This window comes from Aliidiomarina halalkaliphila (assembly GCF_007096385.1).
Lineage (GTDB): Bacteria > Pseudomonadota > Gammaproteobacteria > Enterobacterales > Alteromonadaceae > Aliidiomarina > Aliidiomarina halalkaliphila.
Genome location: NZ_VJWL01000001.1, coordinates 843,100 through 865,727 on the forward strand (window position 1 = coordinate 843,100; position 22,628 = coordinate 865,727).

The 22,628-nt window shown below is 49.5% G+C and carries 15 protein-coding genes; 6 read left to right on the forward strand and 9 right to left on the reverse strand.

Translation table 11 applies throughout. The annotated features are described in order from the left end of the window. Nucleotides 1-184 precede the first annotated feature (184 nt). Nucleotides 185-2,647 carry an acyl-CoA dehydrogenase FadE gene (gene fadE / locus FM042_RS03910; RefSeq protein ID WP_143234534.1) on the forward strand — a complete coding sequence of 821 codons (2,463 nt, stop codon included), beginning with the start codon at nt 185-187 and terminating at the stop codon, nt 2,645-2,647. Between the two features lie 352 nt (nt 2,648-2,999). Here fadE and FM042_RS03915 read toward each other — a convergent pair whose 3' ends face one another. Continuing rightward, complete coding sequence (locus FM042_RS03915; RefSeq protein WP_143234536.1) at nt 3,000-3,932, reverse strand: isopenicillin N synthase family dioxygenase; 933 nt, start codon at nt 3,930-3,932, stop codon at nt 3,000-3,002. A gap of 275 nt (nt 3,933-4,207) precedes the next feature. On the opposite strand from FM042_RS03915, the gene FM042_RS03920 reads away from it, so the two are divergent. Further along, nucleotides 4,208-4,690: a hypothetical protein gene (locus tag FM042_RS03920; RefSeq protein WP_143234539.1), complete on the forward strand. Its 483-nt coding sequence runs from the start codon at nt 4,208-4,210 to the stop codon at nt 4,688-4,690. Between the two features lie 133 nt (nt 4,691-4,823). Here FM042_RS03920 and FM042_RS03925 read toward each other — a convergent pair whose 3' ends face one another. Beyond that, complete coding sequence (locus tag FM042_RS03925) at nt 4,824-7,271, reverse strand: alpha/beta hydrolase family protein (RefSeq protein ID WP_143234541.1); 2,448 nt, start codon at nt 7,269-7,271, stop codon at nt 4,824-4,826. Nucleotides 7,272-7,479: 208 nt separating this feature from the next. Here FM042_RS03925 and FM042_RS03930 point away from each other — a divergent pair, with 208 nt between their 5' ends. The 4 genes from FM042_RS03930 (at nt 7,480) to FM042_RS03945 (ending at nt 12,025) form a co-directional block, all read left to right on the forward strand. Beyond that, on the forward strand, nt 7,480-9,036 hold the full coding sequence (locus tag FM042_RS03930; RefSeq protein WP_143234543.1) for an AbgT family transporter: 1,557 nt from the start codon (nt 7,480-7,482) through the stop codon (nt 9,034-9,036). Between the two features lie 121 nt (nt 9,037-9,157). After that, nucleotides 9,158-10,324, forward strand: coding sequence for an acetylornithine deacetylase (gene argE / locus FM042_RS03935; RefSeq protein ID WP_143234545.1), 1,167 nt, complete (start codon nt 9,158-9,160; stop codon nt 10,322-10,324). Continuing rightward, nucleotides 10,324-10,923, forward strand: a complete 600-nt coding sequence (rnhB, locus tag FM042_RS03940) for a ribonuclease HII (RefSeq protein WP_143234547.1) — start codon at nt 10,324-10,326, stop codon at nt 10,921-10,923. The genes argE and rnhB overlap by 1 nt, the downstream gene beginning before the upstream one ends. Before the next feature lie 82 nt (nt 10,924-11,005). Then, nucleotides 11,006-12,025, forward strand: a complete 1,020-nt coding sequence (locus FM042_RS03945; protein WP_143234549.1) for a hypothetical protein — start codon at nt 11,006-11,008, stop codon at nt 12,023-12,025. A gap of 73 nt (nt 12,026-12,098) precedes the next feature. Here FM042_RS03945 and FM042_RS03950 read toward each other — a convergent pair whose 3' ends face one another. From FM042_RS03950 to FM042_RS03980, 7 genes are all read right to left on the reverse strand, one after another. Continuing rightward, complete coding sequence (locus FM042_RS03950; protein WP_143234551.1) at nt 12,099-13,724, reverse strand: dihydrolipoyllysine-residue acetyltransferase; 1,626 nt, start codon at nt 13,722-13,724, stop codon at nt 12,099-12,101. A gap of 11 nt (nt 13,725-13,735) precedes the next feature. Next, nucleotides 13,736-14,713, reverse strand: coding sequence for an alpha-ketoacid dehydrogenase subunit beta (locus FM042_RS03955; protein ID WP_143234553.1), 978 nt, complete (start codon nt 14,711-14,713; stop codon nt 13,736-13,738). Continuing rightward, nucleotides 14,713-15,906 (reverse strand): thiamine pyrophosphate-dependent dehydrogenase E1 component subunit alpha, encoded by a 1,194-nt coding sequence (locus FM042_RS03960; RefSeq protein WP_408608839.1) that lies wholly within the window; start codon nt 15,904-15,906, stop codon nt 14,713-14,715. The genes FM042_RS03955 and FM042_RS03960 overlap by 1 nt, the downstream gene beginning before the upstream one ends. A gap of 325 nt (nt 15,907-16,231) precedes the next feature. Continuing rightward, nucleotides 16,232-17,281: a succinylglutamate desuccinylase gene (gene astE / locus FM042_RS03965; protein WP_232366354.1), complete on the reverse strand. Its 1,050-nt coding sequence runs from the start codon at nt 17,279-17,281 to the stop codon at nt 16,232-16,234. 9 nt (nt 17,282-17,290) lie between these two features. Further along, nucleotides 17,291-18,019 carry a DUF599 domain-containing protein gene (locus FM042_RS03970; RefSeq protein ID WP_143234555.1) on the reverse strand — a complete coding sequence of 243 codons (729 nt, stop codon included), beginning with the start codon at nt 18,017-18,019 and terminating at the stop codon, nt 17,291-17,293. Nucleotides 18,020-18,133: 114 nt separating this feature from the next. Beyond that, nucleotides 18,134-21,307, reverse strand: a complete 3,174-nt coding sequence (locus FM042_RS03975) for an efflux RND transporter permease subunit (RefSeq protein ID WP_185960692.1) — start codon at nt 21,305-21,307, stop codon at nt 18,134-18,136. After that, the gene (locus FM042_RS03980; RefSeq protein ID WP_143234559.1) at nt 21,307-22,521 is read right to left on the reverse strand and encodes an efflux RND transporter periplasmic adaptor subunit; all 1,215 of its coding nucleotides are present in this window, start codon (nt 22,519-22,521) and stop codon (nt 21,307-21,309) included. Before FM042_RS03980 ends, FM042_RS03975 begins: the two co-directional genes overlap by 1 nt. Nucleotides 22,522-22,628 lie beyond the last annotated feature (107 nt).

The following is a 22,628-nucleotide window of genomic DNA, read 5'->3' on the forward strand; positions in this document are numbered from 1 at the left end:
TTTAACAGCATCACACTACCTTTTATTGGCGCCATCCTGTGGCGAATAAGTGATCGAATTCGGGAATTCAGACCTATGATCATAGAACAAGTTCATTGCATTTGCGTGTTGCATTGCTTGCATTAACGCATGATTTGAATTAGTTTAGAAGTACTGGTCAGACCTCAAAACTTAGGAGTTAAAGATGAGTGTCGCTATTTGGTGTATCGCAACCCTCGTAATACTGGGTGCGTTACTGTATCACCGCGCGTCTTTACGCGCATTTACCGCAGGTGTGGTTGTTATGTTGGCAATCGGCACCACCATTGGCCTATTTGCATGGGTACCTTGGGTTATCGCGGGTGTGTTGTTATTGCCATTAAATCTTGGCTTTATCCGCACCGGATTCCTTACTAAACCTATTTTGAAGGTCTATCGCACCATTATGCCGGAAATGTCACAAACCGAACGTGACGCAATTGAAGCCGGTACCGTCTGGTGGGATGGCGAAGTTTTCCGTGGCGAGCCCAATTGGAAAAAGCTACACAGCATTCCGGCCCCGAAACTAACCGCCGAAGAAGAGGCTTTTTTAAATGGTCCATGCGATGAAGTATGCACCATGCTTGATGATTGGGAAGCAACTCACGAGCTTGCAGATATGCCTGAGAACGTTTGGCAGTATCTGAAAGATAACAAATTCTTCGCCATGATCATCAAGAAGGAGTATGGCGGATTAGAATTCTCGGCGTATGCACAGTCGCGCATTTTGCAAAAGCTAGCCGGCCACTCAACGATTTTGGCAAGTACGGTAGGTGTACCTAATTCATTAGGTCCAGGTGAATTGCTTCAGCATTACGGCACCAAAGAGCAGCAAGATTATTACTTACCTCGATTGGCGACAGGCCAAGAGATTCCATGTTTTGCCCTAACGAGCCCAGAAGCAGGCTCAGATGCCGGTGCTATTCCTGATACAGGCGTGATCTGTAAAGGCCAATGGGAAGGCAAAGAAACCCTTGGGATTCGTTTGAATTTCAACAAACGCTATATCACCTTGGCACCTATCGCCACTGTGGTGGGCTTGGCGTTTAAACTATACGATCCAGACAATCTGATCGGCGAGAAAGAAGATCTGGGCATCACCTGTGCTTTATTACCTCGTGATCTCGAAGGCATGCAAATTGGCCGCCGTCACTTCCCATTAAACGTGCCATTCCACAATGGTCCGATTCTGGGTAAAGACGTGTTCATCCCGCTTGATTTCATTATCGGTGGCCAAGAGATGGCCGGGAAAGGCTGGCGCATGCTGGTGGAATGTTTGTCGGTGGGTCGTGCAATCACCTTGCCATCAAACAGTGCCGGTGGAGCAAAATCATTAGCATTGGTCACCGGTGCCTATTCGCGTATTCGTCGCCAGTTCAAATTGCCAATCGGTAAAATGGAAGGCGTTGAAGAAGCCATGGCTCGCATCGGTGGTAATGCCTATTTGATGGATGCGGTAACGCGTTTCTCAACCACGGGCATCGATTTAGGCGAAAAACCTTCGGTGATCTCTGCGATTGCCAAGTACCACATGACCGAAAAATTGCGTGAAGTAATGAACGACGCCATGGATATTCACGGTGGTAAAGGGATTTGTTTGGGTCCAAACAATTACCTAGGCCGAGGTTACCAAGGCACACCGATCGCAATTACCGTAGAAGGCGCCAACATTCTTACTCGCAGCATGATGATTTATGGCCAAGGTGCTATTCGTTGTCATCCGTTTGTATTAGAAGAAATGGAAGCTGCATCAATTAAAGGCAAAGAAGGTCTGATCCGTTTTGATAAAGCATTATTTGGTCATATTGGCTTTGTATTTAGCAACTTCGTACGCTCGTTCTGGTACGGATTAGGTGGTTCGCGCTTTGTAAGCGCGCCGGCCAACGACAGTACAGCCAAGTACTACCGTCAAATGACACGCTTTAGCACCAATCTCGCCCTCATGTCAGATGTAGCCATGGGTGTGTTAGGTGGTGAGCTGAAACGCCGTGAGCGCATTTCAGCGCGCCTTGGTGACATGCTGAGTTACCTCTTTATCGGTTCGGCCATTCTTAAACGTTTTGAAGATGAAGGCCGTCAGGCAGAAGATTTGCCCTTCGTACATTGGGCAATGCAAGACACCTTATACAAACTTCAGGAAAGTCAGCGAGCGATGCTTGAGAACTTTGGCGGTATCGGTAGCTTCCTGAACGTGCTGATGTTCCCGTTTGGCCGCATCACCAAAGCACCATCGGATAAGTTGGGCCATCAGGTGGCACGCTTGTTAATGTCACCAAATGCCGCGCGTGAGCGTTTGGGGGATGGTCAGTTCTTATCTGAAAAAGGTCCCTTTGGTTATGTAGAGCAAGTACTGCGGGATATTATCGCCATTGAGCCACTGTACGACAAAGTAGTGAAAGCCTCAGGCGAGAAGCTTCCGTTTATGCGCTTACACGAAGTGGGTCTCAAAGGGAAAGAGCTCGGTATTCTTACGGATGAAGAAGTGGCATTGTTTGCCCGCGCCGAAGAAGGCCGCTTGAAAGTCATCAATGTGGACGACTTCGATTCATCTGAGTTGATGGCAGGAAAAGCCGCGCGCGAGCAAGCACCACCGAAACCTGTAAAGGCCAAAGCGAAATCCGTCGCCTAACCCGTAGCCAACACACCGGGTAGGATAGAAAACAAAACGCCGCTGCAAAAATGCCGCGGCGTTTTTTATCCGTAAAGTTTGCGTAAACGGCGTCGATAATATCCGTGAATAGGTTATTTTTATCCCTGCCGATCGCAATCATCGTGCAACCCTGAGTCGCTTTTTCAGGTTTCATTGTGTCCTTGTGGGGGACCAGAAACTCGTGTGTGTAGATGGAAAAAGCGAACGTTGGCGCCCCATCCTCTGGGGCGCTTTTTTTTTGCCTACGCTCAAGCAACACCTCATTAAAAAAGCGGTTGCTCTTCCAAGCAACCGCCCTTTCATGATCGTACTCTACCCAAATATGGGTGGATTACTTTACCAAACCGATTTCACGTAAACGTTCCATCAGATAATCATCTGCGGTAATCGGTGGAAACTTCTTCGGATTCTCGTCGGTGACACACTGCGGTAATGCATCAATCACCACGTCAGGGTTGAAGTGCAAGAAGAACGGGATCGAATAACGCGATACTTCATTAAACAGTGCCGGCGGATTCACCACCCGGTGCGTCGTCGACGGCAATACGCCGTTAGTTAAACGCTGCAACATATCGCCCACGTTACAAATAATAGCGCCTTCAATAATAGTCACAGGCACCCATGCGCCTGATTTCGACAGTACTTCTAGTCCTGGCTCACGCGAGCCAATCAACAAGGTAATCACGTTGATATCTTCATGGGCCGCAGCGCGCACTGATGGCGTGCCTTTGTCGATAATCGGCGGATAGTGCAACGGACGTAAAATCGAATTACCTTTGTTCACTCGAGTACGGAAATAATCCCGTGGCTGCCCCAAATAAACCGCAATACCTTCCAGGACCTGGTTGCCTAATTCATCTAGAGAGTTAAACAAGGTTGTCATTTTTTCTTTAAACGATGGTAACTCTTCCGGCCAAATATTGGGGATGAGCTGAGGATAATCATCGGTATTATCCACTTCCCGTCCCACATGCCAAAACTCTTTCAAATCGACATGCTTGGCGTCTTTCGCAATTTCAGTTCCAAAAGGTGTATAACCACGCGCACCGCCAATGCCCGGACAGTGATATTTTAATTTCACCTCTTCAGGAAGTGCGAACAGTTCACGAGTCGTATCGAGTGCATCCAAAATAATATCGGTTTGAATGCCGTGATTGGTTAACGCTACAAAACCATTAACTTCATAGCCTTGTCCGATGGTTTGGACGAATCCGTCGAAATCTTTCGCAAACTCCGACATATCAACATGAGGAATTGAGCTCATTTAAATATCCTGCTTCTTCACTTTGCTTTAGCTTTCCCGCGGGCTCAGGGCAAAACACGGGCACAGATCCTTGATCTTAACCCTAGGCCATGTCCCACACAAGATCTATACGGCAGAGAGCGCAAGAAATCGCCTTGGGAGCAGTAAAGCAACCCTTGCACTTAACACGACCTTTGCAAACTAAATATGATTCCTAGATAAACTCATGCTAACGTCAATTGCACCATGTGCCGTTGAATGTGCCGTTGAATCACGTAAGAACAAGGACATTGATTATGCGTTACTCGAAATTTATGCCAACGTCGACTGCAATTGCCACCGTCGCCTTTGCGTTATTACTTGCCGGTTGTGCCCCAGATAACACGTACCACGGTGACGAGCCAGAAATCAAAATCGATCAGGATGAAGCCACGGAAGAGCAAGGCATAATCCGCGATGATTTCACGAAAGAAGAATTAGAAGCCTTGCGCACACAAGTGAAGTATATCATTGGGGTACCGGAAGCCAGCGATCCAAGCCAGTGCCGCGTCATGCCTTTTGGTGCCAAACCATGCGGGGGTCCAGCCCAATATTTGATTTACTCTACCAAAGTCACTGATCCCGATGTTATTGAGCCCTTAATCATGCGCTACAACGAATGGTCGGCTATTTATAATCAACGGGAAGGGTTAATGTCAGATTGCGCCATTGTGCCGCCGATTTCCGCAACCGTTGTTGATGGAGTGTGCGTCGCCAGCGGTGATACCGAGCTGCAATAAAGCAATCACGAGTTCCAAGCACGCCTCATGGCTGTTCTACTCATCCACACAAAAAAGCTGAGGCCCAAGGGCCTCAGCTTTTTAATACGTGACTATGTCTTCAAGCGCTGCAAGCAACTTATCTGCTCACACGTTAATCGCGCTCTGGGTACAGGTGATTCCACCACTCAGGCTGATCTTTAAGATGTTTATCAAAGAACGCCATATAAGTATCCCACCAATGAAAACGCGCATCACGCCCCAAGATATGGTGGTCTTGTCCCATATATTCTACGAGTTCAACATCACGGCCGAGTAATTTAAGAGCCGTGTACATATTATGGCTCTCACCCGGTGGCACGTTAGTATCCGCGTCACCATGAATCAATAGCATCGGGTTGGTCACTTTGTCTGCGCGATATACAGGGCTTTGACCCACGTAGAGATCGCGGTTATTCCATGGAAAACTATTTTTACTGGCTTCACCAGAATACAAGAAGCCCCACCACCCTTGGCCCCAGTACGAGGTGATCGCACTGATACCCGCGTGCGACATAGACGCGGCGTAGATGTCTGTCATGGTTGCCAAGAGCATGGTCATAAAGCCACCATAGCTAGCCCCCAAATGGCCTACCCGATCCGCATCTACAAATGAATGGGCGGCAAGAAACTCATTAGTTCCCTGAATAATATCTTCGGCAGTGTACTCACCCCATGCGTTAACGTGGCGCGCCGAAAAATGTTGACCATAACCAATCGCACCCGTCGGTTGCAGCACATACACTACGTAGCCTTGGGCAGCCCATTGATTGAACGGATAACGTCCAGTGAAGCCGCGTTGCACCGGCGTGGTTCCACCATAGTAATACACCAGCGCAGGATAGCTGTTGTTGGCATCAAAGTTTGGTGGGTAGTACACGCGCCCTTCGATGGTATCGCCATGTTTATTGGTAAAGTTCCACGGCTCCACAGGCACGATCACATTGTGCCCAAAATACTTCTCTTTGCTATCCCATAAGGTTTGCAAGCGGCCTTCCGCCACATCCAGTTGCACAACTTTTTGCGGGGCAGTGACGCTTGAACCTGAAAACACGATACGCGGGAGTGGACCCGTGCTAGCCGCTACCTGCTCGACGACTTCAATATCACTGCTAACGCCCATAAAGCGTTCGCGCTGTGGGTTATAGCGATACAGTTGAGTGCCATCACGTTCGGTAACACGCAGCAAAATATCGCCATTTCCTAAGGCCATGGCACCATTGATAGCTGGGTCAAAAGAACGACTCAAGCCACGGATGCTGCCATCGCGACCTACCTGATACAGTTGGCCGTCGTAATTATTACTGAGTTTGTCTTCCGGTAAACGTGGATCGCGACCTGCGCCATCACCAAACTCTGGGCCAGCAACCATATACACATCGTTGTTTACGTAAAAAGCGCTATTAAACGTACGATGAGAACCGAAATCATGGCGTTCACCGGTGTTAAGGTTGAGCTCGAACACATCCACAATAAAGTGCGGTGGTGCCGCGTAATCGACTTGGCGTTGAGACAGCAAAATACGCTCACCCGATTCGTGCACATCGAGTAAACCAATAGAGTTGGCTGCCGAGGTTAATTGCCGTAACGCCTTAGTTTCGGTATTCAGGGCAAACACTTGGCTATTGTTTCTAAATGCGCTCCAGCGATCCTCTAACGCCTGATAACGCTTGCTCAGCTCGTTATCTTTCTCACCCGTTTTGCTCCAGTTAAACACCAGCTGGGTGTCGTTCAACCAACGCAAACCATTCACGCCTGTGAGTTCATCAGATACCGTGCGTAAGGATAAATCTTCCAGTGATAACACCTGAATACGTTGCCCACTCACATAAGCCACGCTGTGCTCATGTGGATGCCACGCGAATTGACTTGCACTCGGATCGGTAACACGAAACGCGATGCGGCCCTCATTGAGGTCGCGAATCACTAAATTGCGCTCCGCAGTATTGCCCGTCGCTGGGCTATAACCACTTTCACGCCAGACTAAAAATCGACCATCAGCGGACAGTTCAAGGCTGTTTACGGTGGTAGCGTCAAACATCTGCTGCTGCGACAAACGCCATTGCTCCGGCCAACTACTATCGATCAGATCGTGATCGGCTTTACCCGACCAGCTAAAATCAACACCCGACCAATCCGATACATTCTCGGCCAGCACAACGAGTTTGTGATCACCGGTTTGGATATTCAGCTCAAGTTTGCCACCGGACACATTCACACGCTTGCCATTGAGATAGGCAGTCACTTGCTCGAGTTCATTGAATTCCAAAGTGCCTTGGGTAAAGCGATCCACGCGCAACGGTACGCGCAATACATAGGCAGGCGCTTCACTACCTACTGCAGTTAAGGTGTAGCCGCCGTCGCTAAAATCATTCAGCCACGGCTGAACTAGACTATCGCGCACGCTATCTTGCTGTTGCGAATCTTGAATCGTAATTAAACTGTTGCCTTGGTCTACTGCGTGCACACGAATGTGACCTTTATCTACTGCCAACGCTGCCGAACTTCCAAGAACGGCCACAAGCGCAGCTGCAACCACGTGTAACTGGGATCGCTTCATCATGAATGTGTTCCTATCATTGTTATCATCATTGCGCCCTATATTACCTAATTGAGACAAGAAGCGAACCCTTGTTCGACGATGCGCCTAGAACAGGCGTTAAAACTCCCTAAACACAACCTATTCAAACGAAGTTGAACCATGTATGCTAACTCGGTTTTAGTTGAATCTAACCTTATAAAAACAGTGGATAACCACGGGGAACTCATCTATGAGCGCAGATAATAAGGCTCCAGAAGCCAATAGCGGTTTGCTCAACCGCATCCTCAATAAAGTAGAGGTCATCGGCAACAAACTGCCCGATCCAGCCGTTATGTTCGCGGGTCTTCTCGTGATCGTTTGGTTCTTAAGTTTAATTTTTGCCCAATTTTCGTATAGCGAATTAGATCCTCGTTCAGGCAACCCGGTTGTTGTGAACAACCTACTTGCCCCTGATGCGATGGCTAATTTCCTTGCCACCATGGTCACAACCTTCACCTCATTTGCACCGCTTGGCGTAGTCCTCGTGGCGATGTTAGGTATCGGGGTGGCAGAGCGCAGTGGCTTTATCAATGTGGGCATTAAGCTGTTGTTGAACAACACCGCTAAATTCATGCTAACGCCCATTCTTATTTTGGTTGCCATTGTCAGCCACACTGCGGTAGATGCAGGTTACGTGTTGGTAATTCCACTCGGTGGTATTATTTTCTACGCCGCTGGACGTCATCCATTGGCCGGTATCGCGGCTGCTTTTGCAGGTGTGTCCGGTGGTTTCAGTGCCAACTTTGTTCCCAGTGCAATCGACCCGATGTTACAAGGGATTACTCAAGAAGCGGCGCGTTTATACGACCCGACGATCATCTTGAATCCGCTGAACAACTGGTACTTTACCGCTGCGTCCACGTTGGTGGTGGTGTTGGTGGGCTGGTATCTTACCGACCGTGTTATTGAGCCGCGTTTAAAAGGCACCGAAGTTGATGGTGATCCAGCAGAAATGCCGAAAATAGAGGAAGTTCAGCCTCGAGATCGGAAAGCATTTAGCGCCGGTAGCTTAACCATGATTTTAGGTATCGCTTTCCTGGTAGCCGCAGTATGGCCTGAAAGCTCGGCATTACGGAGCCCCGACGGCGAAATTGCAGCCTTTGATGCGCCATTAATGCAATCCATCGTCCCCATTATCTTTTTATTATTCTGGTTACCTGGGATTGTTCACGGCTTTGTTGCAGGAACGTTCACTGAATCCAAAGATGTGATCATGGCGATGTCGAAGACCATGGAAACCATGGCCTATTACTTGGTCATGGCGTTTTTCTGTGCATTGTTCATTAAAGCATTCGGCGATTCAAATCTGGGTATTTTGTTAGCGATGAAAGGAGCAAGTTTCCTGCAATCTCTGGCCGTACCCGGACCAGTCACCTTGGTTGGGATTATCATCTTGGTGGCAATTATCAACATTTTTGTTGGTTCAGCCAGCGCCAAATGGTTACTGATTTCGCCAATCTTCGTACCTATGCTGATGCAACTCGGTATCTCGCCCGACTTAACCCAGGCGGCCTATCGTGTGGGTGACTCGGTGAGTAACATTATCACGCCATTGTTACCGTATTTCCCATTGGTTGTGGTGTACTGTCAACGGTATGTGAAGGGCACTGGTATCGGTACCTTAGTATCAATGATGCTGCCGTACAGTGTTGCGCTCGGTATTATCTGGACCGCATTCCTATTGCTCTACTGGGCCATTGGAATCCCTCTGGGTGTACAAGCCAACTATGTGTATCCCGCCGGCTAATTCAGCCAACGGAACCACCTTTAAAAACGGGAGTTGCCAACAGCAACTCCCGTTTTTCTTTGCTCCCGCATCACCGCGAAGCATGATAGGATAAACTCAGTTCGTTTCATCGGAGTTTTGTATGTCGGCCAACACCCCGCCAGGTTTTATTGAAATGTATCGGCAACTTATTGCCGCCCCTTCTGTATCGTGCCTTGAACCGCAATGGGATATTTCCAATCGTCAAGTGATCGAATTACTCGGCATGTGGTTAACCACGATGGGCTTTCAAGTGGAAATTCAGGAGCTTGAACGACAAGCGGGGAAATTTAATCTACTCGCTACCATGAATCCCATTGATGGACCACGGGAAGGTGGCTTATTACTATCGGGGCACACAGACACCGTGCCTTGGGATGAAGGACGTTGGAGTCGCGATCCCTTTACGCTCACAGAAGCAGATAACAAGCTTTATGGTCTCGGCAGTGCTGACATGAAAGGCTTTTTTGCCTTTGTGATCGAAGCCATTCGCGATCTCGATTTTCGCCGCCTAAAGAAACCATTGATGATTCTCGCTACTGCCGACGAAGAAACCTCCATGGCTGGGGCTCGGGAACTACGTCGGTTTCCTAATTTGCGACCCGACTATGCGGTCATTGGCGAACCGACCATGATGGTGCCAGTACGTATGCATAAAGGCCATACTACCGACTGCATCAGAGTAACGGGGCGCTCTGGACACAGTTCAAATCCAGCCGCCGGCGTAAACGCCATTAGCATCATGCACGACGCCATTGGCTATTTAAAACAACTCGAGCAGGATATGCGTGATAGGTTTCACGAGCCTGCGTTTGAAGTCCCCTACCCAACACTGAATTTCGGTCATATTCATGGGGGCGATGCCGCCAATCGAATTTGTGCCTGTTGTGAACTTCACATGGACATGCGCCCCCTTCCCGGCATGCACGTGGATACCTTGAATGAAATGTTGTCGCAGTGTTTAGCACCACTACAGGCACGGCACCCCGGGGCGTTGGAAATTATTGCAATGCATGAGCCGATTCCAGGTTACGAAACCAAAGCGGATGCCGCCCTTGTGCGCATGGCTGAAGCCATTAGTGGCCACCCTGCGGAACCCGCCAATTACTGTACTGAAGCGCCATTTATCCATGGATTAGGTTGTGAAACTATTGTGATGGGCCCAGGCTCAATTCAACAGGCACACCAACCCGACGAGTTTATTAGCCTCTCACAAATCCGCCCAGGACAGGAAAAGATTCGAGCGCTCATCGAGAAGGCGTGTTGCTGATGCCAGGAAAACCTCTGCTTGCTGCTGAGCTGTTGATATGTGGTGCCGACGAAGCAGGTCGCGGTCCTATTGCCGGGCCTGTGGTTGCCGCTGCGGTTATTCTGGATCCGAACAATCCTATCGAGGGCATTGGTGACTCGAAAAAACTCAGTGAAAAAAAACGAGACAAACTGAGCATCGAAATAAAAGAAAAAGCCTATTGCTGGGCGATAGCCCAATGTGACCCGGAAGAAATTGACGAACTCAATATCTTACACGCCTCTATGCTGGCCATGAAGCGTGCCATTGAAGCCCTGCCGGTCACCCCAACAAAAGCGCTTATCGATGGCAACCGTGTGCCACGCTTATCCATGCCTGCTGAAGCTATCGTACAAGGCGACGCACGCGAAGCCTGCATTGGCGCGGCATCGATATTGGCAAAAGTGGAGCGGGATCGACAAATGCTCGCTTGGCATGACACCTACCCCCATTACAATTTTGCGCAACACAAAGCCTATCCAACGCCCGCTCATTTAGCCGCGCTGCGTGAACATGGTGTAAGCCCGATACATCGAAAAAGTTTTCGCCCAGTGCGCGAGCGCCTTGACGAAAGCGAATGATTTTCGCATGTTGTGGTCATAACAACGCGCACTCATGTGGGCCACACAAATAAAACAATAAAGATTAAAAGAGGAATGACTGATGTTATTGAAGGATCTCACTCGGTTCAGCCAATTTGCACTGGGTGCCGTGTTAGCAGGCGGTTTATTCAGCGTAGTAACCAGCGCTACCGCCGTCGCTGATGAACAGCGGCGCTCACAACATACACTAGCCTGCGTGCAAGAAGCCCAGGAAGCACAACCTTATGTACTTGGCGGTTTTGCGTTGCAAGAGATCGTTGATGCAATTCGCGACTACGATGAACAGTTTGGTGACAGTGCAGAAGGTCGCGAGCAATTAGTTCATATGGTCGCCATGTTTAATAAATGGGAAGAAATCTCACAAACCCACACCCAAGAGGAATTCCTTGCCGAGGGCACGTGCAGTTTTACTGGCGGATTTGGATTGATTTCGGCACCCGCCGTGGCTGAGCATTGCTCAGGCGACCGTTTTAATTTCTGGTGTGCCAGCATGATCACCGAATATCAGTTTTCTGCACCGATGGCGCAAAATGACCCAGCGCAACTTATGTTTGGTGACCGTGACCTACAATGCCAAGCCTACAACCAAGAATATGCAAACTTAATTCAAGCGGCTAAAGAATCAGGCCCTGAACATGAAGCCCGCATTGCCACGTTACAAAATGATATGTTTATTATGTTCGAACGCGCCTTTCAGCGCCGTTTATATACAAACGACGAAGAAGCTGAGCGCACGTTCTTAAACTTCGCCCGCCGAGCTGTTGAATTAGAAGAGTCGCGGGTGAGCTTGGTATACGGTAGTGTTGAAGCCGGTATGCGCGCACTTATGCTTGAGAATACCTACCAATGGGACAGCTGCTTACGCACTGGCGCAGGCCCTATTCCACAAGAAAGTGATGAACTCCACAAACTACGTTTTGCCAATGAAATGCAATGGTGTGTAAACGCTTCGCAAGCGGACGAACGCCCAAGTAACTACGCGCAACGCTGCGAAGATATTGTGTTTTTCGAAAATGAGTTTATCCAAGTATGCGCCGAAGCTCAGGACACACCGTTCTGTGCCGCTTATATCGACGATTAAGCGCTCGTATCCAACGCAACGCGTGAGCTACGATGTTCACGGGGCCGGAAAGGCCCCGTGAACTAGCGGTCGGTTAACGCATCACCGTTAACATTTGCATAGGATCTTCGAGAAATTGCTGCCAGCGTTTGTTGAAGTTGGCAATGGTCGCACCATCAATAATACGATGATCACCCGACCAACTCGCTGTCATCATATCCCGCGCCACAACGGCCCCATTGGCATCAAACCGTGGCAAGCTTTGCACTTTACCCAACGCTACAATCGCCGCTTCTGGTTTGTTGATAATCGGCGTAGTTACCGTGCCGCCAACAACACCGATATTCGAGATGGTAATAGTGCCACCCTTCATATCCGCTTGCGCGACTTTACCTTCACGAGCCGAAGCAGTCAGACGATTCACTTCTTCCGCCACTTCCAACAATGATTTCTGGTTTACCTGCTTAATGTTTGGCACCATCAATCCCACTTTCGTGGCCACAGCCATACCAATATTGTGGTCGTCAAAGTAGGTAATCTCAGTGGCATCGTCGTTCAACTGAGCGTTCATAATCGGGAATTCAGTTAACGCCAACGACATCGCCTTAATAAAGAATGGCATCAAGGTCAGACGAATACCCTGCTCTGCATACTGGGCTTTTAAACGCGCATGCATCGCTCGCAATTCCGTAAGATCAAATTCTTCAGCATAGGTAAAGTGCGGAATTGTACGCACTGACTCGGCCATTTGCCGCGCCATGGCCGCTCTTACGCCACGCATCGGCTCGGTGCGCTTGCCACCGACCACGGATGCTTGTGCCGCCGATGATGACTTAGACACGCTCTCAGAAGCTGTAGCGCCCGCTTTCGCTTGGCTCAAGTCTTCTTTGAGAATCCGACCTTTCTTCCCACTACCTTGCACTTGACTGAGATCAATTCCTTGCTCACGGGCACGACGACGTACTGCCGGACTCGCTAAGGCTTTTCCTGGTGCTGCCGCCTGCGGGGCTTCAAACTCACCGCCGGCTGCACGGGCAGGCTCATTCGCTGCTGGCTTGCTTTCGCTAGGTGCAGATGCATTGGCTGGCTCAGACGCACTGCTAGCAGCACTTGCGCCACCCGCTTCCGCGAGGGCAAACAAGGGCTCACCGACTTTGGCAATTTCGCCTTTCGCATAGTAAAGCTTGGCAACGGTACCATCCGACTTCGCTGGGATTTCAACAACGGCCTTATCCGTCATCACTTCCACCACCACTTGGTCTTCTTCCACCGTATCGCCTTCGCTCACGCGCCAATCAACGATTTCGCATTCAACGATGCCTTCGCCAATATCCGGTAAGATAAAGTCGTTGAGCGCACCGCTAGATGCTGCGGCGCTCGACTTGGATTCAGGCTGCTTTACTTGCTTGGTTTCTTCAGTAGAAGAATCCGCAGGCGCTTTCGGTTGTGGTTTACTTTCTGCAGTTTTACCTGCATCGCCGCCTTCCGCATCAATGGCAAACAATGGTTCGCCAACTTTAGCAATATCACCCTTGGCGTAATACAGTTTGGTCACAATACCGTCGAACTTGGCAGGAATTTCCACCACAGCCTTATCGGTCATGACTTCCACCACCACCTGATCTTCTTTCACTGAATCGCCTTCTTGGACCTGCCATTCGACGATTTCACACTCTACGATACCTTCACCGATATCTGGCAAAATGAAATCCGTGCTCATGTCTGCTCCTATTAGTAGTTCAGTGACCGTTTAATGGCTTCATAGGTCTTCAGGTGGTCTGAGAAATACTCTTTCTCATGGGCCAACGGATACGGCGTATCCAATCCTGATGCCCGCATAACCGGCGACTCTAAGTATAAGAAACATTGTTCTTGAATCGTCGCAGCAACTTCACTACCGAACGCCATGGTATGTGGCGCTTCTTGGCTCACTACCGCACGACCGGTTTTCATCACCGATTTGGCGACCGTATCGGCATCCCATGGCAAAATGCTGCGCAAGTCGATAATTTCGACGCTGACGCCGTCTTTTGCGGCTAATTCAGCGGCACGCTCGATCACTTCAACCTGAGCACCCCAACCGACGACTGTGACATCGGTACCTTCCTGCACTACTTCTGCTTTACCCAGCGGAATGGTGTAGTCGTCTTCTGGTACTTCACCAACAGCGGCTCGATAGAGGCGTTTGGGCTCCATGAATAACACAGGGTTTGGATCAAAAATCGCGCTTAATAACAGACCCTTGGCTTGATACGGATTCCGTGGGATCACGATTTTCAATCCTGGGGTATGAGCAAAATAAGCTTCTGGTGACTGCGAATGATAGTGACCGCCATGGATACCGCCGCCGTATGGCGTACGAATTGTCAATCCGCCGACGTTAAACTCATTACCTGAACGATAACGGAATTTAGCGGTTTCATTCACGATCTGATCAAAAGCTGGGAAAATGTAATCCCCAAATTGAATCTCAGCGACCGGGAAACTACCTTGCGCGGCAAGACCATTGGCAAAACCAATAATCCCTTGCTCCACCAATGGGGTGTTGAAACAGCGGTTACGCCCGTATTTCTCTTGCAAGCCACTGGTGGCACGGAAAACACCACCGAAGTGGCCTACGTCCTCACCAAAAACACTGACTTTATCATTCTTGGCCATGGCCACATCAAGGGCACTATTAATGGCCTGGAGTAAATTCATCTTCGCCATTACTTCACGCCTCCTGACGTCTTCGGATAGGCATCCGGGTATTTCTTAATATGTGCTTTGAGTGATTCAAGCTGCTCCTGAAGCGCTTGCGTCGGCGTGTCATATACGTCCACGATAATCTCTTCGAGCGCGGGTACAGGAACGGTCTCTGCTTCTTTCAGAGCGGCCAACACAGTTTCTTTATGCGACTGCTGCTGCGCATCCGCTTCTTCTTCGGTAATCCAGCCTTTCTTAAGCAACCAATTGCGGAACCGCACCATTGGTTCCCGCACACGGCGTGCATCTTCTTCTTCACGTGTCCGATATCCGGTTGGATCGTCGGAAGTGGAGTGACCTGCCATCCGGTACGACATCGCTTCGATAAGCACCGGCTCGTTCTCTTCAACCGCCAGCCGGCGTGCTTCTTGAGTGGCCGCGTAGACAGCAAAAATATCGTTACCATCCACCCGAATCGCCTTCATCCCGTAACCGGTTGCCCGCGGAGCAATACCATCGCCAGCAAATTGCTCGGAAGCTGGGGTAGAAATCGCGTAGCCGTTGTTACGACAGAAGAAAATGACCGGAACTTTATATACCGCAGCCATGTTTAAGCCAGCGTGGAAATCGCCCTCTGAAGCAGCGCCTTCCCCGAAATAACACAAGGTACAGGTTTTCTCACCGCTTTGTTTCTGACCAAACGCATAGCCTGTCGCTTGCGGGATTTGCGTGCCAAGTGGCGACGAGATCGTCATAAAGTTTAATGCAGCACAACCGTAGTGCACGGGCATCTGACGGCCTTTGCCTAAATCTTTGGCGTTGGAAAAAAGTTGGTTCATAAATTGTTCAATGGTAAAACCACGGAACGCCAACGCGCCTTGCTCACGGTATTGACCCATGATCATATCTTCAAACTGCAGCGCCGCGGCCGAACCAATTGCCGCCGCTTCCTCGCCTAATGAAGACAAGTAAAAGCTAATCCGTCCCTGCCGTTGAGCCGCAATCATGCGCTCATCGAGTACACGAATAAACTGCATCGTGCTAAACATTTTCAGGGCTAATTCTTTATTGATATCTGGCAGCTTCGCGCCTTTATGCACGGTGCCATCTTCTTTGAGTACCTGAAACATGGGGATATCCAGTGCATTCGCTGGAATCACCTCAAGCGTGGTAGTGACCGCAGTTTTCTGTGGGTCTTTTGCCATTTGCTTTGCCATAGCTTTCTCTCGTGGGCTGACCATGTCAGCTCGGTTCTGGAAATAAACTTCTGATACTTGGATCGTTTTTCAGCAATGTAGCGCTGCCGAGATGCATGTGACGACAATCACACCACGCGCGAAACGCCCAAGAAAAATTATTTGGGGCAACTTTACCTTTACGTAAACGGCGATGCAAATACCCGATGTAAGAATCCCTTTTCCATTCCGGATTCTTGCGTACAAAAGATGATACACCCACGCTTACTTTTTTCTGTTGTGCCGCGACTAAAAGCCCTCTAGTTTCTCATACCCCGAGGGCATTCGCCTAAAGTTGAGGCGCTGCTCAGACCAGATCTAATTGCGTTACGGGAATAGCCATCACCGTAAGTAAGGCTCGCTGCCCAAGGGCAACTTTTGCGTTCGGAAAGATAATGGACTCCCCCGTTTTCTCAGCATAATAGGTTCTGTCGCCATCACGGGCGAGCAAGTCGCCTTGGTTGAACGCTGTGAAATTCGCCACGTCATCTGGAAAATTTAACGAGAAATCTTCTTGGGTACGGTTAATCACCCGCAGCACTTGGTAGATCTTGTAGTCATCTTCGACAAACTCACCATCCACCATGCTCCCCTCAGTTAGGAGACGCACTAATTGCGACTTAGTTTGTGCAAAGCGCGTCATATCATTCTGACCAAACGGGCGAACTTTACCGAGTTCCACGGTAAACCCGTGTGCCTGAAAGCGATTCACAGAGAAGTAGGAAAACGTGGTTGTTGGCCCATCGTTTAATAGCACGGTAGGTACATCGAGCTGCTTGAGTAGTTGCAGCTGTTTTTTGCTGTAAGGGCGACCATCTTGATAAGGATATACCGCAAACTTTTCATGGGCGGAATCACGAATTGCGGTATGCATATCATAGTGTATACGCTCGCGCTCTCCTTTAGGAGCACCTTGGAAAAAACGCCCGACGTACTCTTCAATTTTCTTTGTCCGTTCCCGCTCTCGATTCACTAATCCCGGTCCTTTACTATGGGCGCCGGAAAACAATCGGTTCATGTTTTCTTCAATAAAACGGGTGCCGTTATTCACAGCGGCGGGATTGGCAATAAGGAACAACACCCGACACGTGGGGACAAGGTCGCCGGCTAAAATCTCTGTTATCAGGTCATCGACAATTTCAATGGGGGCAGTTTCATCACCGTGAACCGCACAGCTAAGCACCAAATCTAGTGTCGTCGTCTGCGCAGGGCTAAAGCTAATGACACCACTATCCCATACTTCAGCGGTCACGCCATTCGCCAGTATTTGTTTTGCCTCTATGGCCAGGCCCCATTCGTGAGTTCGGGTAAACTCCAGAAAATTACCACCTGGAATTTCACGTAAAACGTCTGTCACATTCACTCCTTATAAATCACCTTTTTGTTTCGGTCCGGGCTCATAACCATGGGTGGCTAATAGCGCCCGTAATACCCGCGAGTTGTATTCGCGCCGATACAACACCGCAACCACAATAATGCTTGAGGCAATAAGTACCCAAGGTGAAACAAACCAACATAGATACGCTAGCGCAAAGTAATAGGCGCGTAAGCCGTAATTATATTCATGTCCTGCTTGATCGAGCACTTTAGCGGCATTAAGGGAAAAGGCATCACGCTGGGCTTTTTCTATGGTAGGGCGGGAAATGGACGGGGCCATGCCTAGCAAAATAGACACAAAACCAAATTGCCGTACCGCCCAGGTAAATTTAAAAAACGCAAACACCATAATGCTGGCGATGCCAGCAAGCTTCAGAAGCACTAAACCATGGCTTTGTTCATAGGTAAATGGCAGCTGCTCGAGCACGCGCACAAAGGCGTCGTTCGATGCAATCACCGTAAGTACACCGGCAAGTACAAATATCGTCGAGGAGGCAAAGAAGGTAACCGTGCGCTCAACGTTCCCGACTAACGCAGCATCGGCTATATGATGTTCTTTATGAACCACTGCATCCATCCACTCCACCCGTAAGGTACACAAAATACTTGAGAGGGAATGTTGGGTTTTGGCACGACGACGCGCAAAAAGTGAATACCCAATCCAACACACTAAAAACCAGAGAAAGGCAATCAAGTCGAGCAAGGGAATTGTGAACATGAAAATATTTCCTTTGAATGGTTCAGCATCCTGAACAACGCTGTGCCTTAGTGTAGCTTTTTTCCCATAAGAAAAAAGGGGCAATGCCCCTTTCTTCATCGAACTTTCATTTATTTAGCGTGGTTGCGTCACACTGCCATTTTCTGTTTGCATGCTAGCAAGCTGCTCGGCACTGAGCACTTCCGGGCGGCCGAAACCGAAGTACCGTTTGATATCGTTTTGCACCAGATACAAACACGGAATAAGCAGCAAGGTAATCACAGTGGCAAACAGAATACCAAACGCCAAGGATACCGCCATAGGGATGACCATTTGTGCCTGTAACGAGCGTTCTAGCACAATAGGTGTGAGTCCTAAAAAGGTGGTCAGTGAGGTAAGCACAATGGCTCTAAAGCGGGCACAACCTGCATTTACCACCGCTTCCCTTAAATCAGTAAACTGATTCTTGGTTTTATTCACATAGTCCACCAGGATCAAGCTGTCGTTAACCACAACCCCCGCCAGCGCAATAATACCGAACAAGCTCAACAGGCTTAGGGGCATCCCTAATACAAAGTGCCCAAAGATCGCGCCGATAATCCCAAATGGTATCACCGACATGATCATCAGCGGTTGCCCATACGACTTCAACGGAATGGCCATAAGCGCATAAATACCGATCAGCGCGATAAGTGCACCTAAGCCTAAGGAACGCATGGCTTGTTGCTGATCCAAGCTGGCTCCTTCAAGACCAAAGCGCACATTAGGGTACTGTTCGAGAATATTCGGTAGATAATTTTCACGAATATCGCGCACAATAGCGCCAGGCTCAACCCGATCTTTGTCCACGCGCGCCCGCACTGTTACGGCGCGTACGCCATTGATGCGGTTAATGGTACCAAAGCCCTCACCCATGCTCGCCGACGCCACTTCCCGGAATGGAATTTCGCGACCATCGGCTGTGCGCAGCATCATGTTTTCAAGGTTACCGATAGAACGTCGTTCCGCGATGGGATAACGCACCATCACCCGTACTTCTTCGTCGTTTCGGGGGAGACGTTGGGCCTCAGCGCCATAAAAAGCAAACCGAACTTGCGTGGCGACATCTTGCAAAGTTAAGCCCAATGCATCGGCCTGTGGAAGTAGGCTCAGTTGCACTTCTTCACGGGAAATGCCAAAGGTATCAGAGATATCAAATACGCCGCCATACTCGTTCAAGGCGCTGCGCAGGTCGCGAGCGGCACCAGACAGTTCGTCAAGATTCGTGCCGCTAAGAAGGAACTCCACATCATAGCCTGGACCACCGCCAATACTTCCAGAGAAATTTAAGTCGCGTGCCCCTGCCAATTCAGGCACCCGCTCTCGCCACTGATTAATCACCGCGAAACCATCCACTTCGCGGCGCTCCCCTTTTTCCATTTCCACTAAAATCGTGCCCGTTTCTGGGCTGTTTAAAAAGACGTTAACGTGACGCACCATCGGGCTGCCATAGCGCTCTTCATATTCGTCATTCATTTCTAACAGCACGTTTCGAATCGTGCGCAAGTTTTCAATGGTCCGGGTTTCATTCGTGCCCGGCTGCATTTCTAAATTCGCTTGTACAAAGTCGATTGGAATATTTGGGAAAAAGACAAAGCGAACATGACCACCGGCCAGTAAGCCAAACATCAAAATCATCAGCGCAATAAAGGTAGAAATGGTGGTGTAGCGATGACGAATGCAGAGCTCTGCAAAGGGCTTGTAGCGCTTTTGTACAAAGCGTTTAAGGCCGTCCGCGAAGTTATTCCGAAAACGTTGAAACGCGTTTTGTTTGCTCTCAGCAGTTTTCGAGTATTTCATACCATTAATGTGCGCCGGCAATATCCACTTCGATTCGATCAGCGAGAAAATCAAACAAAAGATCACCACATAGGCAATGGATTCCCAAATCGCCGACATAGTGCCACCCACAAACAACATGGGTAAAAATGCCACTATGGTGGTAAGCACACCAAAGGTTGCAGGCACCGCAACACGCTTTGCCCCTCGGATAACGTTATCTTCAGACTTTCCGTATTCTTCTATCTCCGAATAAGCGCTCTCACCGATGATGATGGCATCATCCACCACGATCCCCAGCACTAAGATAAAGCCAAATAGAGAGATCATATTGATCGACACATCAAACATGGGCAGATTCATCATTGCCAAGGCGCCCAGGAAACACACAGGCAAGCCGATCATGACCCAGAATGCGAGGCGTAATTGCAAAAATAAGGTGAGGGCGATAAACACCAATGCAATCCCGAAATACATGTTTTTCAACATTAAATCGAGACGTCCTTGCAGGTAATACGAGGAGTCGCCCCAATGTGCTAAATGCACGCCCTGTGGCATGGTATGAACGCGGGCATCCACATATTCTTTCACTACACGGGCAATCGCCAGTTGATCTTGATCGCCCACTGAGTCCACCCGAACAAATGTGGAACGGCTACCATCAAATTCGGCAAAAGAACGACTTTCCACAAAACCATCAGACACCACGGCAACGTCACCCAATCGCACACGGGTGCCATCGTCCCGGCGGAGTAAGATAATGTCCTCAAAGTCGCGACCGGTATAGCCCTGACCTTTCGCACGCAACAGAATATCGCCGTTAGGAGTACGAATTGTGCCTCCAGGAATATCTATTGAGGTGCCACGCACAGCTTGCACTACGTCTTGAAACGACAAGCCGAACTGGCGCAAATTGTATTCTGATATCTCAATCGCAATCTCATCGTTACGAGCGCCCACCACAGTGGCCCGCGTCACCCCCGGCAGTGAACGGATGTCATCACGTATCGATTTTGCCAGATTCTTACGGGATCGCTCGTCGATATCACCAAACACCGACACCCAAATCACTTGTTGTTGTGGCCGCATACGGTACACCATAGGCGGTTCTATTTGAGCCGGGAAGCTGGCGATACCGTCCACGCTCATGCGAACTTCATCCATCACTTCCTGTACGCTGTAGCCGCTCTCTACTTCAACAGTGACTGTACCCATGCCTTCTCGGGCTAAGCTGCGAATGGATTTAATTCCTTGAACCTCATCGATGGCATCTTCAATGCGAATAATAACCCCTTGCTCTACTTCTTGTGGCGCAGCACCAGGATAAATCACCCGCACGGTAATGGTATTTAAATCAATGGTGGGAAAGATTTGCTTTCGAATGGCAAATACAGAAATGATTCCTGCCACAATAATCAGAATCATCAATAGGTTGGCGGCAACCCGATTGCGCGTAAACCACGCGATAATGCCTGTTTCCCGGGTCTCCATTATTCGTCACCCCGGTTCTGAGCTTGGGCGGTATCGATCTCGCGATCACGTGGCTCGATATCATCCGTGATGCGAACCCGGTGACCCGGAAGTGGTGTATCGAGCTGGGTGAGCATGACACGCTCTCCTTCCGCTAAGCCGTCACGCACGTAGGCATAATCACGATCCAAACGGAAAACATCGATATTGCGCAGTTCGAGAATGCGCTCATCGGTAATGACCCAAACCTGATTGTTTGAATTAATGGCGTAACGCGGAAGACGAACTAAATCACTCATCTCAATGCCTTCGACAAAGGCGCGAACATAGCGACCAAAAGTAAGGGGCACCGGATGTACATCACCCGATCGATTATAGGGATCATCAATTTGAACAACGCCGAAGGTCACCCGGGTGCCCATATCCACGACACCCTCGGTACGTACCAAGGAGCCCAGCCATTCATAGGTGCGGCCAGCAACTTCCGCTCGAATGCGAACGCGCGGGCCTGGAAAGCTCTCCTCGCTCGCCACTGGAATATCCAAAATCGAGAGATCAAAATCCGTCAGCGGTAAACGCACTTCAGCGATATCTGTACCAAATAAGGTACCCACGTTGGCATTCACCGACACAAATTGCCCCAAATTGACATTGCGGCTTTGCAACACGCCAGCAAAGGGCGCCCGCACTTGAGTCCGCTCGAGATTGCGCTGTGCTTGAGCCAAACGGGCTTGCGCACTTTGCAAATTAGCGAGTTCGCTCGCCAACTGAGGGCGACGCAGCCCTAATTCAGGAATATCACCAGCTTGTATGGAGCGCCACTCACTCTCGGCAACTTGCCCTCGGGCGCGCTCTTCTGCCACCGATGCTTGTGCACGAGCGACATTTGCTTTGGCTTCCTCCAACGCGGTTTCATAATCAAACTCTTCGATGCGCAGCATCACTTCGCCTGCGTCGAAGTAGCCGCCAGCCACCAATTTCGGCGACATCCAAGCGACGCGCCCGCTCACTTCTGTGGTAATTTGTGTAGCAAAACGAGGACTCACATTGCCTTGACTAGGCACTTCAAAGCGCACCGTTTCCCGCTCAATTAACTGATAATCGACCAAAGCCGGCAAGCGCTCAGAAGGACTCCGATCAGGCCCCGCGCGCGTGATCACAAGAACAATCACGACCAAAATCGCAGCAACGATGATAAGAAACGGTAAAAGACGTCGGGTAATCTTTGATGCCATGGTGGCGAATCCCTTTATTAGCGCAAAACGTTGTTAGTATAGGAAAGTAATTACAGCATTATCCGCAATTTGGAGCTTTGCGTCAGCGCAACAATTGAGGATATTTT